This window comes from Streptomyces sp. NBC_00224 (assembly GCF_041435195.1).
Classification (GTDB): Bacteria; Actinomycetota; Actinomycetes; order Streptomycetales; family Streptomycetaceae; genus Streptomyces.
The window spans coordinates 8,320,177-8,337,341 of sequence record NZ_CP108106.1 but is presented as its reverse complement, the minus strand read 5'-3'; the positions used below and the strand labels follow the sequence as shown (position 1 = coordinate 8,337,341).

Sequence of the window (17,165 nt, the reverse complement as noted above, 5' to 3'; positions counted from 1 at the left end):
CCTGAGCCGGGGTCGGATCCAGCGCGCACCGGCACCCTCAAGGATCTCCATCCGCCGGGGAGGGTGCTTCAACTGGAGGCTGGGTGCGGTGCGGGCGCCGCGCTACCGGGGAGCAGTGACGTTTCCGTACTGGCCCACCACCACCAGCGCCTGGTTCTTCAGCGCGGTCGTGCCCGGGGTCCAGTAATGGCTGTGCCCTTGCGAACTCTTGAAATGCTCGGGGCCGATGTTCTCGGCGCGGGTGTTCATCTGGTTCGCCCCGAAGACGTCGTCGCTGGGGATGATGAAGGTTCCGCCGCCGATTTTCCACTGGCTGCCACCGAGACCAAAACGGCCGACGTCGGGCACCTTGTCACCGTCGGCTTCCTCGTTCCACACATGCCCCTTCGGTACGTCCATCTGCCCGGCCGAACCGACCTTGACCCCCGGGCTTCCGGCGAAGATCACGTCGTCGGCGTTGAGATCGCCCTTCTGCGCCGCGGCCCCGATGAGGGTGCTGCCGTACGAGTGACCTATGGCCGTCCGGTGCGGTTCCCCGGGACCGTTGTGGGAGGCGTCGAGGCCGTCCATGAACCGGCGGTAGGCCGGGGCGCCGTCGTAGGCGTAGTGCCCGAAGGGAGCGTCCTTGACGGGGTCATGGGGAGCGTCGTAGCCCAGCCAGGTGATGGTCGACACCGAGGCGCCCGGGGACGCCTGGTGGGTCTGGCGCCAAAGGTCGTTCATCTCGTGGATCTTGCCCGCGATGTTGGCGAGGTCGGAGCCCGTGCCCGGCACGTACACCGCCTGGTGCTGCGCCGTGTCCGGGTTTCCGGTGGCGACGATGGCGCGGCCGCGCCCGTCGGGGCTGAAGCCGAGCAGGTACGCCTCGGGCAGCCCTCCGGTGCCGGTGATGTCGAAGCGGTTCTGGATGGATTCCATGCCCTTGAGGGAGGCGGTGAGGTGGCGGTAGTCGTCGCCGTACTTCCGGTCCCAGTTCGACCATTCGTCAGTATGGATCTTGGCGGCCCCGGCGCGGGTCATCACAAAGGTCCACTCGTTGGCGGGCGGTCTCGGGATCGCGTCCAGCCTGATCCGGTACTCGGCCCGCTTCTCGTCGAACACCGTCCGGTTGGCCTCGTCCCTGACCTCGGCGGGCAGACCGTCGAGCTTGCCCACGAAGTCGGGTCTGAGGGAGAGGTACGCCTCCTGTTCCTGGGGGGTGAGCCTCTTCCACCAGTCGGCGTTCTGCACGGGGGTGGCGTCCTTCGGCGGCCCGCCGATGGAGTCCAGGTAGCGCCGGCCGGCCTCCCGTACGCCTCCCATGTCCGACTGGGCGTCGGCGAGGTCGTGCGTGGAGACGGTGAGGTCGTCGTCGGCCTTCAGCGCCCGTATCCTCGGCTCCCACTTGGCGTCCGCTTCCGTCGCCTCCTTGAGCGCGGCGGCGATACGGTCCGCGAGGGCGATCGCCTCGGCCCGGTGGGGGTTGGGGTCGGGGCCCATGCGGGCGACGGCGGACTGGGCACCGGAGGCCTGGGGCGCCGCGCCCGCGGCGACCGTGCCGCCGGGGGGCGGCAACTCGACGCTGTTGCGCGCCTGTCCGGCCGGGTAGGTGACGCTGCCGTCGGCGCCGACCGTGAATCTGAACGTCTCCGCGTCGCCGAGCGCGGACAGGAGCTTGCCGCGGGCCGCGTCCATGTCGTGGACGAACCCGTTGAGCGCGGCGCTCACCAGCCCGCACTCGATCTGCGTGTAGTGGAAGTTGGCCGACAGCTGCTTCAGCTCCGCGAGCGCGGCATCCCGGGCCACCCCGCTGAGGGAACCGCGTATGCCGGCTGCGACGACGTTGTCGATGTGGTCCTTGGCCGCGGCGGCCATGTTGCTGCTCGCGCGGTAGCCGTCAGCCGCCTGCGCGAATTCGGACGGCTTCAGCGCCTTGAGCGTCGCGAGATCCACGGCAGCCCGTCACCGCCCCGGGCCCTGGCCACCGACAGCGGGCGTGTCGGCGTACCGGCTGTCGATGGCACCGAACGCGTCCCTGACGGCGTCGTCGGTCAGGAGGAGGTCGTGCCCGGCTCTCTCCAGCGCCTCCTTGACACTGCCGCAGCGCTCGTCGACGCTCCTGAGGTACCGGGACCAGGAGTCGTACACGTCCTTCTGGGCCCCCGCGGTCAGGCACCCCGCGGCGTCGGCGCCCTGCTGCCCGTCGGCCAGCTGGGTGAGGGCCTTGCCCACCCCTTCCTTCAGCCCTCCGACGCCCTCACCCGCCTTGTTCCACACCTGCTGCGTGGATTGCAGGCCCCCGGTGACGCTGCTCGTCGCCGGAGCGGGCCCGTCATCGGACGGGTAATGGTTGAGCCGCGTCTGCGACCCGTGCCGCTGGGCGGCGTCCTGCTTCAGCTGTTCCCACTCGCCCCACGCCATGCGTGGTCTCCTCCCCCGTGGCCCCGGACGTGCCCCGGGGTGTGTGGTCCCGCTGTGCCGGCCGCGGCGTGGCCCACCCTGGCACACCGCTTGAGACCGGCCCGGCTCAAATCGATCGCCCCGGACGGAGGCCCTCCGCGCCGTCCGGGCAGCTCGGACCCTGTGGTGCCATGGAGACGAATGACGCTCTGTGGTACGGAAATTGGCTTGATGGGCCTCCAGGAAGCCTGGTCTCCCGTGGTCACGACCCTGTCTGTGACAGGGGCGCGGGTGGCACCGCCGCGCCGCGATGCTTGATGTTGACGGCTGAAGCCTTGGCCAGCGCCACGGGGTTCAGGAAGCGCAGCGGACCGATGAGGCGGGACGCAAACAGATGCATGTGCCGCGCCACCGATTCATCGCGCGCTGCCGCCGAATACATCAGCCGCTCCAGGGGATTGAACGGACGGGCCTTGGCGAAGTCGACGGCCAGGTACTGGTGACCGCGCAGCTGGCGCCGGTGTCTGCGTTCGTACGCCACGAGCGACCTGTCGAGGTCGCCCCGACCGGTTGCGGCCGAGGCGACCGCCTCCGCCAGCCATTGCGCGGACTGCAGAGCCCACCCGCATCCCACTCCCCACAGGGGATCGCCGGTCAGGGCGGCGTCGCCGATGAGCGCGACGCCCGGTGCGGTCGGCTTGCGGCTGTGCAGCGGGTAGTTGACAGTGCCGGTGATCTTCGTGATGCGCTCGGCGGAGTCGAAGGGCGGTGCCTCGGGCAGGGCGCGGACGAATGCGGAGAAGCTGCCTTCCAGGTCCTCCCGGAACGCGGGCAGCCGTTTCTTGTCCGGGAGCACCGCGACGACCGTCACCCCGTCGTCGTTGGGAAACGCGTACGCCATGTCGGGTTCGAGGAACCAGGCGTGACTGATCCCGTCGCGCAGCGGCAGATCGCGGAAGTGCGCGAGATAGCCGAACCGCGCGTTCTCGTACTGCCGAGCGGGCACCCCGGCGAACTTCGCCACCGCCGAGTCCTTGCCATCGGCGCCGACCACCAGGCGGGCCCGGATCTCACGCTCGCCCTGTGGAGTGGACGCGCGCACCCCCACGGTTCGCCCGGCTTCCCGGACCAGCCCGGTCACGTGATGACCGAGGAGCAGATCGACGCCAGGGGTCTCCGCCGCATGGGACCTGATCAACGGATCGAGGGTGCTGCGCCGAATGTTGTACGCGTACGGCAGCTCGGGACCCGCCGGCGCGGCCCTCGGCTCGATCCATCCCCAGCGGGTGTACCAGCGGGCGTGGTTGCGGACGGCTCCCGCCTTCTCAAGAGCGGGGATGAGGCCGAGTTCGTCCAGCACCGGGTAGGCGTTGGCCGTGAGGGAGTGGGTGCAGAGCACCTTGTACGCGTCGGGGTCCGAGCGGCGTTCCAGCAGTGCGACGCGGACTCCGCGTCGAGCGAGCAGGATCGCCGCGGCACTGCCGGCGAGACTGGCTCCGCTGATGACGACGTCGTAGTCGTATCCCGCGCTCTCAGGCTTGATCATGCGCTGATCGCTCCGTTCGGAGTGTGTGGTGCCGTTCGTGGAGTGGTGCAGTGCCCCCACTGCGTCAGGTGCATGAACGGTTGTCAAGAGTTGTGGATCGAGTGCTGCCCCTGCTATCGCTCCGTGACCAGCGGCAGCAGCAGCGCCGCAGACCAGCTGAAGTTGGGTGAGTTGAGCGGGTCTCCGGTCAACGGGTCGTAGTTCTCCATGATCGGCGCGTTCCCGGTCAGGCCCGCCGCGCTGTCGATCAGCCTCGCGGTCAGCGCGTCAGCATCGCGGTCGAACCCGTACCGGCGCATCCCGGCGATGGCGAAGTACGCCTGGTCGAGCCAGACGGGGCCGCGCCAGTACTGCCGCGAGGCGAAGTACGGTGAGCTCTTGGAGACCGTCGGCAGGGGCATCGCGGTGCCGAACTCCGCTGGATCCAGAAGCCGTTCGCGTACGGCGGCGGCCTGCGACCGAGTCGCGACGCCGGTCCACAGCGGGATCGCGCCCTCGATGCCCCTCCCCCGGTCCACCAGCCGGGTGCCCGTGCCGAGCGCGGTGTCGTGGAACCAGTCGGCCGCCGGGTCGTACATCCTCTCCCGTACGGCGCTGGCGGTGGCGGCCGCCTTGGCACGCCAGCCTTCGGCGTCCGCGCGCTTGCCCAACTCCGCGGCGATCCGACCCAGATGCTCCTGGTCGCCGGCGAGATAGGAGTTGAGGTCCACGGACTCCTGGGTCAGCGAGTAGCCGGTCACCCGCCCGTAGCCGTCCTGGTTGGGCACGACGGAGGTACCCGACGCGGCGTCGAACCGGGGCGCGTTGTCCATACCGCTCTCCCAGGCGGCGGCCAGCCGCTGCTGCCCGGCCGTGCCATTGGCCACATCCACGGTCGCGCCGTACTCCGCGAGCCCGTTGTGGTCGTGGTCGCGGTCGCGGTACCACCACCGCTCGTACGCCACCAGCTTCGGGTACACCTCCCGCAGGAAGGCCTTGTCCCCGCTCCGCCGGTAGACCTGCCACACCGACCACGCGCCGAGCGGCGGCTTGCTGTTCCGCTCGTTCCAGTTGGTCCCGCCCCGCTGCGGGTCGTTGTAGAACACGACGTCCGGGATCATCCCGGCGTCCTGCGGCCGGGTCGCGGAGTCGGGACGTATCTGATGGTCGAGCACCGAGCGGATCTGCGCCTCGGCGAGTCTCGTGTCGAAGCGTGCCGTGCCGACCGCCTGCTTCCAGGTGTCCCAGGCCCAGAGACCGCCCGCGAACCACTTGTACGAGAGAGACGGCGTGATCCCGTCGTGCAGGAGGCGTCCGGCGGGGCTGCGCCAGTTGGTCACCAGCGTCTCGACCGCCTTGACGGCGAGCCGCCGACCGGGCGCCACCCCGGCGGTGGCGCCCTCGACGTACCGTCGCCAACGGGCGTCGACGGTACGGACCGTCCGCGCCGGATCGGCGAGCACCCGCTGGACCTCACCCGCTTCCGCGGTGCGCTCGGGCTGCGTGAACGTGTAGCTCTCGGTCCAGTCCAGGGAGCGTTCCGCGCCGGGCCCGAGGGTGAAGGACGCGGCCAGTTCCGTACGGTAGGAGTCCCCCTCTCCCGTGAGGGTCGTGCGCACCGGGTCCTTGTGGCGGACCTCGAACCGTTCGGTGCCGTCGGTGAGGAAGTCGTCCGCCGCGCGCACCTTGGCGAAGTCGACGGCGACACCCCCGGGCGCGACGGCCAGCGAGGGCGCCTGCCTCATGGGCGCCTGGGCGGGCCGCAGCAGGCTCCCGGTCCAGTCGGCGCCGAGGGTGCGCGGGGCTGGGCCGGTGTTGCGTACCGCTGCGCGTACCAGGGCGGTGCGGTGCGTGGCGTACCGGAGCTCAAGGGTGAGCCGGAGACCGCCGCCGAGGTCATACGCCTGGACCAGGGCCCCGGGGCGCGAGGTGAAGCGCGGCGTGCCGCCGCCGGCGAGATCCAGCGTGCGGCCGTCCTCGCTCAGCCGGATGCGGCTGAACGAGGTGCTCAGCCACCAGGGGTACTCCTGCGCGATGTAGAGAGGGCCGGTGAATCCGCCGTATCCGCGCGGGGCGTCCGCCGCCGGCAGGGCGTAGGCATGCCAAGCCCCTTGGTCCGCGAAGACGTTGACCGGGTTGGTGTCCGTCTCGCCTCCGGGAAGCGCCGCCGCTGGGGTGCCCCTGAGATCGAGTACGTCGTCGTAGTCGTCGCCCTGGCCGTGGCCGGATAATGCCGTGTGCCGGGGCGGGGCGGCAGCCGTGGGCTGGACACAGGCGGTGGCCACGGCGAGGGCAAGGGTGAGGGTGGACAGGGCACGGGGGTGGGGGCGCATCGGCGGATTCCAATCTTCCGAGGTCCGAGTCCGTGATCCGAGATCCGAAGAGGGTGTTCGGCAGCATGGAACGCGCGTCGCCCGCGCATCACGCGATTCGCCCTTTCCGGCTGGAACTCTCCCCCACCAGCGACGAACTCCCGCCCGAGCTGTCACGGCCCGACCGGGGCCACCGCCATGTCCGCCGAGGCCGTAGAGCTACTCGGCCTGAATCGCGTCTGCCGGGACCTCGAATACGATCTCGAACCCGTCGCGCTCGTTCCCCTGCTCGCCGACTCGCGTGAAACCGAAGCCCGCGATCGTGGCCAGGGAGGCGTTGTTGTCGGATCTGATGGTGGCTCGCACGGTCCTGACACCGGGTTCGGCCGCGGCCCTGACGAGCAGCGCCCTCAGCATGGCGCGGGCGTAGCCCTGGCGGCGATACCCGGGCACGACGGTGTAGCCGACCTCGACCATGCCGGCCTCGTCCGGCGGCCCGTGGAACCCGGCGTCGCCGACGACGGCCCCGTCCGGCTCGGACACCGCGGCGCGTGCCATCCAGGGCGCGACAGACGGGTCCTTGACGAGCTGGTCAGCGCGATAGCCGAAGATCCCGCGGGCCCGGTCGCCGACGAAGTGTTCGTCAAGGGCGACTCCAGCCTCGGCGCTCCCGGCGGCGAGGTCTCCGTCGGCAAGCGCCCGCAGCGCCTTTGCACTGAGCTCGACGAAGCGGACGCGTTTGGGGATGGAGAGAGGTTCGTTATTCATCGCGGCGATGCTCGCCCAGCGCCGAAGGGCTGTCCACCGCTTTTCGGCCTCGGCGGACCTGGTGATCGTCCCAGTCGGGCCGTGACATGAGGAAAAGTGCGGGCTGTCTGCGGTCTCGACGCCGCAGGCAGCCCGCGTCGCACAGGCTCCGTCGGTGCGCTTGTTCGTGCCCTGCACGATGGGTTCGGCCCGCTGTCGCGGGTCAGGCCGCGTAGCCGAGGGTCAGGGTGGCCACGACTGGCGCGAGGTACAGGACGGGGAAGGCGACGGTCTTGTAGGAGCGTGCCCGCAGGACGGTGACGACCGCGCCCAGGAAGTACAGAACGAGGGCGAGCCCGGCCGCGATGCCGATCGCGGGGACCGCCAGGCCGACAAGCAGGCCTACCGCGCCGGCCGCCTTGGCCGCCCCCAGCAGGGTCCACCAGGCACGCGGGACGCCGTACTCGATCAGCGGCTGCGTCACGAAGTCAGCCCGGCGCAGCAGGGAGAATCCGGAGAAGCCGATCCAGGCCGCGGTGAGAACGGCGACGATGATGTATGCCAGGGACATCGGATACTCCTATGGGCGTTGATTCAGCGGACGATCTGGAGCGATGGGCCCCGCATCGCTGCGCGACCCCCACACCTCGCTGAACCGCGGCAACCCCCATGTGTGACACCGTCGGCACAGAAATCTCAAAGATGGTCGGCCCGGGAAGCCTCAGTCAGTGTCGGTACCGCCCCTCCGACGACGAGGTTGCCGTCTTCGGTGAGGCGGGCGACGACGCCGGTCTTGCAGAAGCCGTCGGCGGTGAAGGAGCCGGTGTTCTGGTCGGGGGCTTTGTAGTAGCCGCGCAGGGTGCAGGGGCCGCGCGTCCAGAGCTGCCCGGGAGTTCCCGCCGGCACGTCGGTGCCGTCTGCGTCGGTGATGCGGATCTCGTCCCCGGGCGAGAGGGGGCGCCCCTGCGTGTGATGGATGACGGCGTCGGTGTCGGTGAGGCGGGTGAGGCAGAGCAGCCCCTCAGCCATCTCGAAGACCTGTTGGAGGCGGCAGTCGAAGGCCGATGGGATGCGGGCCGCGAGTTCGGGGTGGAGACGTGCGCCGCCGATCTGGATGAGGCGCAGGCCGGCGAGGTCGTACTGGCCGTTGAGGCGGGTGTCCAGCCACAGTTGCGCGACAGCGGGGACGAGGGAGGTGACGGTGACCTTCTCGGTCTCGATCGCGTGGAAGGCGTCGGCGGGGCCGGGTTCGTCGATCAGCACGACGGTCCCGCCGACGGCGAGGGTGCCGACGATGCCGGGACAGCCGAAAGTGAAGTTGGACTCCGCCGAGAGGGCCGCGAGGTAGACGTCTTCGGGGCCGAGGCCGATCAGTTCGGCTGCGGCCCGGCTCTGATACGCGTAGTCGTTGTGGGTGCGCGGGACGAGCTGGGGTGGGGCCGTGTTCCCGCTCGACAGCAGGAAGAACGCGACGTCGTTGGGGTTGTACGTGCGGTCCGGTCCCCTCGGAGCGTCCACGGAGCGCAGGGGGAAGAACAGACATCCGCTGGGGGCGGTGGCGAAGCCGCCTTGGGCACCATCGGGGCTGTCGAGGGTGAAGGCGCGGCGCAGACGCGGATGGTCGTCGCTGATCTCCGCCGCCATCGCGGCGTGGTCGAAGCCGTGGTGGACGCTGGGGCCGATGTATGCAGCGGCTTCGGCGATACGGGCGAGGTGTCCGATCTCGTCGGCGCGGTGGGAGATGGACGCGAACACCGGGAGGGCGCCGGCACGCATGAGGGCGTAGACGGTGATGACGAACTCGGGCACATTCGGGAGCTGGACGATGACCCGGTCGCCGGAGCGGATGCCCCGAAGCGCGAGCCCGGCAGCCACCCGGTCCACACGTCGGTTCAGTTCGCGGTAGGTGAGTCGGCGTTCGCCGTGGACGAGGGCCGTACGAGTGCCGTAGGTGCGGGCGTGCTCGGCGAGGAGTTGGGGCAGGGCGGCGCCCTGGTAGTAACCATGGTCGTAGTAGCGGCCGACGGTCTCGGACAGGAGCGGGGTACAGCTGTCCAGCATCGTTGAGACTCCTTCCCGGTGTCACTCGGTACGGTTTCGATCACGGCCGCCAGTGTCCCGGATACGCGCCGCCTCGGGCAGTAGAGGATCGCCTGAGGAACTGCCTGGGCAGCGGTGTGGTCGACCAACGACGGCCTGGAGATCACCGCGGCGACCTGGGGGGCAGTCAGGACAGTCGGCGGTGACGTAGTGCGTCGCCGTCTCCTCGCACGTGCGGCCCCTGCCCAGTGATCGCCGCGCGCGGCTAGGATGCGCGAGATTTTTGGATCCGACAGGGGGAGACATGAAGCTCATCCTTATACCCGGCCGACTGCGCACCGCGGTCGGTGCGTTCGCCGTCGCCACGGGGGTCCTCACCGGGATGCTCGTCGGGCCCGTGGGCACCGCGAGCGCCGCCACGGTGACCACGGGCCCGGTGTTCAACGATCCGACCGGGGACAGCGCGGCACAGCAGGCGATCCGTAGCCAGGTCCGGTCCGTCGTCGCCAACGCCGACAGCGGAACCTCGCTGCGGCTGGCCATGTACCACCTGTGGGACGAGACCGTCGCGAACGAACTGGTCGCCGCGAAGGCGGACCGCGGCCTCAGCGTCAAGGTGGTCCTGGACGCGAGCACCCGTGACTTCCCGCAGGCGTACGACATCTTGCGGGCGGCTCTCGGTACGGACACGTCGCAGAGCTCGTACGTGAAGCTCTGCGCCACGGGCAGCTCCTGTCTGGGGCCGGCGGGAACCGGCATCAACCACAACAAGTTCCTGTTGGCCGACAGTGTCGGCGGCGGCGCGCAGAAGAACGTCGTCATGCAGCTCACCTCGAACCTGACGCCGTCCAACTACACGCGCTACTGGAACAGTTCGATCACCGTCGCGGGCAACACCGAGCTGTACAGCGGCTACCTCTCCTACTTCGACAAGCTGCCCGCGCAGAACCGCACCGCTTGGTCGTACACGTACGGCAACGCCGGTGACTATAAGTACTACTTCTTCCCGCGCGCGGGCACCGACGCCACCACCGACACCGTCGTGAACGCGCTGGACAACATCACCTGCCGCTGGACCGACACCGCCGGCTCGCACCGTACGACCGTCCACGCGGCCATGTTGAAGATCAGCCGTCAGGACGTTGCCGACAAGCTGCGCGCACTCGCCGGGGCGGGGTGTCTGATCGACCTCGTCTACAGCGAGACCGACACGGGTACGTGGAACGCCCTCCACGGGGTCTCCGGCATCACCAACCGCTGCTACCAGCACGATGACGACGCCGACAGCACCACCCCGAACCGCATCGTGCACTCCAAGAACGTGCTGGTGGACGGCATGTACGCGGGCAGCGTCCAGAAGCTGATGTGGACCGGCAGCCACAACTGGAGTGGTCCGGCGCTGCGCAACAACGACGAGGCGATGCTGCGTATCACCACGCCCTCCGTCTACAGCGCGTTCGAGGCCAACTTCCAGGCCGCACGGGCCGCGGCCGTACCCGGCACCAGCGACAACGTCACCGCCTGCAAGAGCGAGTAGCGGCGGCTCTGCGGCTTTCCGCAGCGCCCGAGGGACGCATGGCGGGGCACAAGGGAATGGGGCGGGGCGTTGCCCCCGCCCCATTCCCTCGGACGTTACGAACCGGCGATGTCCAGCGCCCCGGACACCCGAAGGGCCGGGCCCTGGCCATCAGCGGGGGTGGCCGTCAGGGACCAGGTGTAGCCACCGGCGACAGCGGTGGCGTCCGCGACGGCACCGTTCCAGGACACCGGTACGGTGCCGCGCGTCGCAGCGCCGGTCCAGGTACGCACGACGGCGCCGGTGTCACGGCTGCGCAGGGTCAGCTTCCAGGAGGCGGCGGGCTTGGACAGCCACCACCGGGCCTGCCAGACAGCGCCGTCGCCGGGCCGGAAGGCCGCCGGGACGGAGCTGTCGGCGACCGTCAGCGCCGAGACGGCGCGCTGCACCGCGGTGACATGGACGGTGTCGTCCCTGTCGACGAAGGCGATCTTGCCCGCGTGCCGGTCGACCGTCCAGGTCACTCCACGGCTGTCGGCCGTCTCAGCGTCCTTGACGCCGCTGACGGCGCCCAGGTCAGCGGTGGTGCCGTCGTCGTTCAGCCCGGTGAGGCGGACGGTGTCGCCGCCCGGCACGCGCTGGGCGAGGAAGCCGTCGCCGAGCAGTACGTCATGGGCCGGCGCGGGGTACGCGACGTCGGCGGCCGCGTCGTACACCCCCGCCCGGTCCTGGCCGGTGCAACTCCAGTAGATGAGCCTGCCGTTGGACTGCAGCTCGTCGGGGACGCAGCCCGCCTGGAGCGCGATGGCGCCGCGCTGCTCGCCGGTCCGCAGATCGGTGGCGATCAGCGTGCCGGAGCTGTTCGGCTGCGCGGTCCAGAGCGTGGAGTGGTCCAGGGACGCCGCCTGCGCGGGCTGTTCCTGGACGATCTTGTCTCGGGCGGTGTCGACTACGTAGTTCTTGCCGTCGGCGCCGGGCGCCCGGTAGAGCAGGAACTCGGGCGAGACGTCCACGATACGGCCGCCCGCGGCGGGCAGCGGCAGACGGTCCCCGGACTTGGCGGGGTCGTCTCCGGTCACCAGGACGTCCTTGCCGGTGTCCGGATCGGTGACCAGCCGGGCCAGGCCCTCGTCACCGCCGTCGGCGAACCGTCCCGGCGCGGCGGTGTCGAATACGGGCAGATCCGTCGCGGCGACCGGGTCGAGGGCGGTGCCGATGTCCTTGCCGTACAGCCGCACCGAGTCCGGCAGCGCGTCGGCGAACCGAACGGTTCCCCGGTCCAGGCCGAGCGCCCGCACCGAGCCGTCCGCCTTCTTGACCGGCTTCAGTACGCGCAGCGGCAGATCGAAGACGAGTCCGCTGCCGTCCACGGTGAACAGATGGATGGCGCGGGTGCCGTCCGCGGTCCGGCCGAGAGCGGTGAGCATGCTGTCGGACCGTTCCAGGCCCTGTTCGAACTCCGTGAGCAGCACCCGGGAGGTCTCCGCGCCGTCGATCGGCGTCAGGTTCAGGGCACCCTTGCGCCCCTCCGTCCACAGTACGTTCCGGCCCACGACGTACGCGGTGACCTCACTGTCGGCGGACTTCAGCGCCAGCTCGACGACCTTGGGCGTGCCGCCGGGCCGCTCGCGCGACAGCACCCGCACCCCCTGCCCGCCCTGCCGGGTGAACCAGGTGACCACGTCGCGGGTGATGCGGAAGCTGCTCGCCTCGCCCGTGACCGGCAGCGCGCTGACAGCGCCGGAGATGCCGTTGAGGATGCCGTAGCCGTAGGTCGAGCCGATGCGGTAACGGATGACGAGCGAGGTGGACTCACCGCCGAACAGCACCGGCTCGGCCTCCGCGGTGGCCCCCGCCGGCAGCCGTACCGCAATGTCGTACGGCGCGCTGGCGCCGCTGGGACGCAGCACCCGCAGGTCGTATCCGCCGTCCCCTGTCGCCCGGGTGGCGAGGACGAAGCCCCCGGAGACCCGCGGATGGGTGTATCCCTGCGGCAGAGTCAGGTCCGTCTTCGTGTTCTTCTCGACGTTGACCAGCGTGATGGTGGTGGTGTCATCCACCGTGGTGGCGTACGCGGCCCGGTCGTACTCGTCGTGTTGCGTGAAGATGGCTTCCCGGGGCACGCCGTCAAGCGCCGTCACCGGGACGGTCTGACGGTTGTACGTAGTGGTCCACAGATAGCTCGCGGAGCCCTCCTCCTGGTGCAGCACCCCGTTGTTGCTGGTGGAGAGCAACGTGCTGGCGAGGTCCGCGTAGGCGTCGGGCGTCGGTATGAGGACCCCGGCGGAGTCGGCCGCCTGAGCGGTCACCGGCGCGGCCAGGACCACGCTTGAGGTCAGCGCGAGAACCCCTAAGGCGAGAGCCGCGCCGCGTCTGCCGTATCTCGGGCACTTTCTCGGGACGAACATTGGTCTACCCCCTCGTTGACGGCCGGTGGCGGCATGGATGGTGCCGGACACCGGACGCGTGCAGGCCAGATGATCTTGCAGGCCCAGGAAAGAATATGATCAAGTCGTCGCCGATTGGCGAGCTTTCAACATCTCGCAAGTGTGGATCGCGGCGCCTCGCCCAGCCCCCTGAAGCCGCGCCGGTACGTCGGCAATGGCGACCTGCACCACGTGAGGCCCGTGGAGTATGTCGCGCCCCCACGCTGCAACGCCGGGCGAGCGCTCCCAAAATTGTCGAACCCACCGGCGCTTGGAGCCGCACATGCATTACCTGAAGAGCATCAACATCAGAAATCTGCTCGTGGCAGTGTCGGCGGCAATCGCCCTGTCCATAAGCCCGGTTACTGATGCCGGGGCTGCTGCCCCCACCCCCGCCAAGGGACTGTTGCAGCCCCTCGACATCGACTCCGTCTATGTGTCCGGGGTTTCGTCCGGTGGGTTCCTGGCCAACCAACTGCATGTCGCGCACTCTGAAGTCTTCAAGGGAGTCGGGATCTTCTCCGCGGGCCCGTACGAGTGCGCGCAGGCCAACCTCACCACCGCCTTGTACGCGTGCATGGACACCTTCATGCCCCGCAAGACCCCCGCACAGTTGGAGCAGGAGACCCGCGACCGGGCGGCGTCCGGCAGCGTCGACGCCGTCGCCAACCTTTCCGGCGACTCCGTCTGGCTCTACCACGGAAGTTCCGACCGGACCGTGGACCGCACCGTGAACGACGATCTCGCCGCCTATTACCGCGACTTCGGGGCCAACGTCACCTACGACACGGCATCGAACGCCGGACACGCCTGGGTCAGCCCGCTCGGCGAAGTGTCCTGCACCTCAACGGCAGCGCCCTACCTCAACAACTGTGGCGGCGACCCCGAAAAGGACATGCTCACCCACCTGTTCGGCAGCGTGAGGCCCGCCGTCTCAGGCCCGCTGACCGGAAGACTTGTCCAGTTCGACCAGAACGCGTACGTGCCCGGCGGAAGCGCGTCCGCGATCAGCATGGGAAACGAGGGTTTCTCCTACATCCCGCAATCGTGCGAGGCGGGGGCGTCATGCAGGCTGATGGTGGCCCTGCACGGTTGCTACCAGTACTACGGGCTGATCGGAGACAAGTTCATGGCTCAGGCCTACCTGAACGAGTACGCCGACACGAACAACATGGTCGTCCTGTACCCCCAGGCCACCACCGCGAGCGACAACCCCCGCGGCTGCTGGAACTGGTGGGGGTATGGCGGTGACACCCACTACGCCGAGAAGGGCGGCCGACAGCTCACCGCGATCACGAACATGGTGCACGCGATCGCCGACGCCCCCACCACACCGGCGCTCCCCGCCCCGACCGGCCTGACCGTCACCGGCACCACCGCGAACTCGATATCGCTGACCTGGAACCCGGTCGCGGGCGCGGCCTCGTACAACATCTACCGCGACGGCAGCACAGCCAACACCACCCCGCTCAGCAGCACGGCCTACTCCGACAGCGGCCTGGCGTCCGGCACCTCCTACGCCTACACCGTCGCCGCCGTCGACAACTCCGGGGTCGTAGGCCTCCGTTCAGCCCCTCTGACGGCGACCACCACGACAGCGACAACACCGCTGCCGAACTGCTGGACCACGGACAACGTCTCCCACAATCTGGCCGGGCGGTCCTACTTCATCGGCGACAAGAGCTACGCGATCGGTACCGGGCAGTACATGGGCCCCCACACCTCCACCGCCGTCAGCAACCTGCATCTGCGCTCGCCCGGCTCCTGGGAGGTCGTACCGCACTGCTGATACGGCCACCCGCGAGGGTTTATCCCTGTGCCGCAGCCAGAGGGTGAAGATGTGAGGGGCCTGCCGAGTCCTACGCGATGGTGTTGAACTTGGTGCCCTCGCCCGCGTACAGGGTGGTCGTCTGCCGACTGAACGGGGCCGTCGTCGAGCCGGTCGACTGGTAGACGTACGTGCCGTTCGGGCCGTAGGCGATCAGGTCGGGGCGTTGGTCGCCGGTGACGTCGCCGGCGCCGACGAGCTGGGAGAAGCTGTTCCAGCCGCCGCCGATCTTGACGCGGGAGGTGAAGTTGCCCGTGCCGTCACCCTGGTAGAGCCACAGGACACCCGACGTGTCGCGGGCGACGAGGTCACCGGCCGTACCGCCTGCGATGTTGCCGACGGCGGTGATCTGGTTGTAGATCTGCCAGCCGCCGCCGACTCGGGTGCGGGTGGCGAAGGGGGCGGACGCGCTGCCGGTGCCCTTGTAGAGCCACAGGACGCCGGAGGTGTCGGTGGCGAGGAGGTCGGGGCGTCCGTCACCGGTGAGATCGCTGCCACCGGTGATCTTGTTGTAGATCTGCCAGCCGGCACCCACCTTGACGCGGGAGGTGAAGTTGCCCGCGCCGTCGCCCTGGTAGAGCCACAGGACACCCGAGGAGTCGCGGGCGACGAGGTCACCCGCCGGGGCGCCCGCAAGGTTCCCCGCGGCCTCGATCTGGTTGTAGACCTGCCAACCGGCACCGATCTTCGTCCGCTTGGCGGTGGTGGCCTGGTTGCCCGACGGCCAGTCGAAGAGGTCGTCCCGCCACAGCGCACCCGAGGCGTCCCGCGCGAGCACGTCCGTCGAGCCGTTGTCGTTGAGGTCGTGCGGGTTGGCCAGGCGCGAGACCTGGAAGCTCCCCGACGCGGTCGCCGGACCGCCCGCGCCGCTGGTCGGAGTGGCGGTGATCCGCCAGGTGTAGGCGCCGTTGGGGGCGCTGATGCCGTCCAGGACGCCGTCCCAGGTGAAGGCGAAGCGACTGCCGGAGGCCGCCTGGGACAGGTGCTTGGTGAGCTTCTTGCCGGTGGCCGCGTGCGTGAGGGTGAGGTCCACGGTGGCGTTCGCGCGGGACAGGGTCCACTCCATCGGGACCGTGGTGCCCGCCTTCTCCAGGTCCACCGCGGTGGGGACCTTCGACTCGGTCACCTTGAGGGCCAGATCCCGGCCCGTGTCCGCCACGAGCGTGACGCTCGGGGCGCCGCCGAATCCGTCGTGGACCCGGAACAGCCCGTCGGCTTCGGCCGTGGCGCCGCGCACGAGCAGGCTGCCGTCCGGTGCGTGGGCCACGCTGGAGAAGTGCTCCAGGAGCTTGTACGGCACGGCGTCGGCGGTCGTGATGCTCCGGGCGTACAGCGGGCTCCGCGTCTCGTCGGCGGCCTTCCCCGGGACCCCGTAGAGCAGCGTGTTCCCTTGGATGCCGGCGATGACGGCACCGCTCATGGAGCTGTCCATCGCGAAGGTCTTGCGGGTGCCCTGCGCGGCCACGACGAGCGCGGTGCGCCCGGCGCTGGCCTCGACCCACGCCTTGTAGTCGGCGGTGTAGGCGCCCGTGGAGTCCTGGGTCCACGCGCCGGTGCTCTCCGTGCCGCCCCAGTCGATGACCGAGTGGTTGTTGACGTTGGTGAGCGCCTTCCAGTACTCGGTCCGGTAGGTCGGTCCGGAGAAGACCCGGGAACTGCCCAGGACGAGCATGTCGTGGCCCGTGGAGGCGACGACCTTGTAGTCCACGCCGTAGGTGTTGGACGTGAGCTTCGTCTTGCTGGTGACGCCGTTGACTTGGGCGAGCTGCCACAGCTCGTGGTAGTCCCCCGTGGTCGGAACGCTCACGAAGAGGTTCTCGCCCACCACGCCGACGAGCTTCGCCCCGGGCTTGAACACGGACGCGAGGTTGAAGGACGCGGACCAGCTGCCGTTCGTCTTCATGTCCCGCAGGAAGACCATGCTGCCGTCGCTGGTCACGACGGTGTCGGAGTTGCTGCTGTGCCCCATGGTGCCCGTATTGATCGGCAGTACCGAGCCGTCGGCGTACTTGTGCCACTGCAGGACCGCGTAGCCGGAGTCGTCCGTACGGGACGTGAGGTAGCCGGTGTCGCCGGTGCTGACGATCTCGGCGCCGAGGGGCAGGTTCGCCGCGTCGGCCGCGTCGGCAGTGGCCCTGGTCGGGGCAGCGATGGCGGCCACGGCGCCGGGCGAGGCCAGGACGCCGGCGCCGACCGTCGCGGCGAGAACGGTCGCGACGGAGGCGCCGAGACGGCGTCGGGTGGTGCGTGCGGTAGCCAAGGGAGTCCCTCCGGATGAGCCAAGCGGTACGCACATCGGCGCGTGCCGCTCGATCAGACTTGCGATGAGGGGTGGTGGTTGTACGAGTTACTCGTGTCTTCTCATCATGAGAGAGGGCGCCGCGAGGGGGGC

Annotated in this window: 11 protein-coding genes; 2 read left to right on the top strand and 9 right to left on the bottom strand. The window is 69.6% G+C overall.

What is annotated here, in order from left to right; translation table 11 throughout:
* Window positions 1-102: 102 nt before the first annotated feature.
* From OG965_RS37300 to OG965_RS37270, 7 genes are all read right to left on the bottom strand, one after another.
* Entirely contained in the window at window positions 103-1,932 is a 1,830-nt protein-coding gene (locus tag OG965_RS37300) for an alpha/beta hydrolase (RefSeq protein ID WP_371656508.1), read from the bottom strand.
* Between the two features lie 9 nt (window positions 1,933-1,941).
* Window positions 1,942-2,400, bottom strand: a complete 459-nt coding sequence (locus OG965_RS37295; RefSeq protein ID WP_371656507.1) for a hypothetical protein — start codon at window positions 2,398-2,400, stop codon at window positions 1,942-1,944.
* Between the two features lie 241 nt (window positions 2,401-2,641).
* Entirely contained in the window at window positions 2,642-3,925 is a 1,284-nt protein-coding gene (locus OG965_RS37290; RefSeq protein ID WP_371656506.1) for an NAD(P)/FAD-dependent oxidoreductase, read from the bottom strand.
* Window positions 3,926-4,038: 113 nt separating this feature from the next.
* Window positions 4,039-6,237, bottom strand: coding sequence for a trehalase family glycosidase (locus OG965_RS37285; protein ID WP_371656505.1), 2,199 nt, complete (start codon window positions 6,235-6,237; stop codon window positions 4,039-4,041).
* 198 nt (window positions 6,238-6,435) lie between these two features.
* Window positions 6,436-6,984, bottom strand: a complete 549-nt coding sequence (locus tag OG965_RS37280; protein ID WP_371656504.1) for a GNAT family N-acetyltransferase — start codon at window positions 6,982-6,984, stop codon at window positions 6,436-6,438.
* 202 nt (window positions 6,985-7,186) lie between these two features.
* On the bottom strand, window positions 7,187-7,534 hold the full coding sequence (locus OG965_RS37275) for a DoxX family protein (protein WP_371656503.1): 348 nt from the start codon (window positions 7,532-7,534) through the stop codon (window positions 7,187-7,189).
* 125 nt (window positions 7,535-7,659) lie between these two features.
* Window positions 7,660-9,024: a (2,3-dihydroxybenzoyl)adenylate synthase gene (locus tag OG965_RS37270; protein WP_371656502.1), complete on the bottom strand. Its 1,365-nt coding sequence runs from the start codon at window positions 9,022-9,024 to the stop codon at window positions 7,660-7,662.
* Between the two features lie 283 nt (window positions 9,025-9,307).
* Here OG965_RS37270 and OG965_RS37265 point away from each other — a divergent pair, with 283 nt between their 5' ends.
* Entirely contained in the window at window positions 9,308-10,540 is a 1,233-nt protein-coding gene (locus OG965_RS37265; RefSeq protein ID WP_371656501.1) for a phospholipase D-like domain-containing protein, read from the top strand.
* Window positions 10,541-10,635: 95 nt separating this feature from the next.
* On the opposite strand, the gene OG965_RS37260 is transcribed toward OG965_RS37265, so the two are convergent.
* A complete protein-coding gene (locus OG965_RS37260; protein WP_371656500.1) occupies window positions 10,636-12,927 on the bottom strand; it encodes a hypothetical protein in 2,292 nt (763 codons plus the stop codon).
* Between the two features lie 301 nt (window positions 12,928-13,228).
* Between OG965_RS37260 and OG965_RS37255 the strand changes: the two genes are divergently transcribed.
* Window positions 13,229-14,734 (top strand): fibronectin type III domain-containing protein, encoded by a 1,506-nt coding sequence (locus tag OG965_RS37255; RefSeq protein WP_371656499.1) that lies wholly within the window; start codon window positions 13,229-13,231, stop codon window positions 14,732-14,734.
* A 70-nt stretch (window positions 14,735-14,804) separates the two neighbouring features.
* Here OG965_RS37255 and OG965_RS37250 read toward each other — a convergent pair whose 3' ends face one another.
* On the bottom strand, window positions 14,805-17,033 hold the full coding sequence (locus OG965_RS37250; protein ID WP_371656498.1) for an FG-GAP repeat domain-containing protein: 2,229 nt from the start codon (window positions 17,031-17,033) through the stop codon (window positions 14,805-14,807).
* Window positions 17,034-17,165 lie beyond the last annotated feature (132 nt).

Coding starts and splice junctions, on each gene's coding strand:
- OG965_RS37295 (WP_371656507.1), bottom strand. CDS start 2,400: ATGGCGTGGGGCGAGTGGGAACAGCTGAAGCAGGACGCCGCCCAGCGG.
- OG965_RS37290 (WP_371656506.1), bottom strand. CDS start 3,925: ATGATCAAGCCTGAGAGCGCGGGATACGACTACGACGTCGTCATCAGC.
- OG965_RS37285 (WP_371656505.1), bottom strand. CDS start 6,237: ATGCGCCCCCACCCCCGTGCCCTGTCCACCCTCACCCTTGCCCTCGCC.
- OG965_RS37280 (WP_371656504.1), bottom strand. CDS start 6,984: ATGAATAACGAACCTCTCTCCATCCCCAAACGCGTCCGCTTCGTCGAG.
- OG965_RS37275 (WP_371656503.1), bottom strand. CDS start 7,534: ATGTCCCTGGCATACATCATCGTCGCCGTTCTCACCGCGGCCTGGATC.
- OG965_RS37270 (WP_371656502.1), bottom strand. CDS start 9,024: ATGCTGGACAGCTGTACCCCGCTCCTGTCCGAGACCGTCGGCCGCTAC.
- OG965_RS37265 (WP_371656501.1), top strand. CDS start 9,308: ATGAAGCTCATCCTTATACCCGGCCGACTGCGCACCGCGGTCGGTGCG.
- OG965_RS37260 (WP_371656500.1), bottom strand. CDS start 12,927: ATGTTCGTCCCGAGAAAGTGCCCGAGATACGGCAGACGCGGCGCGGCT.
- OG965_RS37255 (WP_371656499.1), top strand. CDS start 13,229: ATGCATTACCTGAAGAGCATCAACATCAGAAATCTGCTCGTGGCAGTG.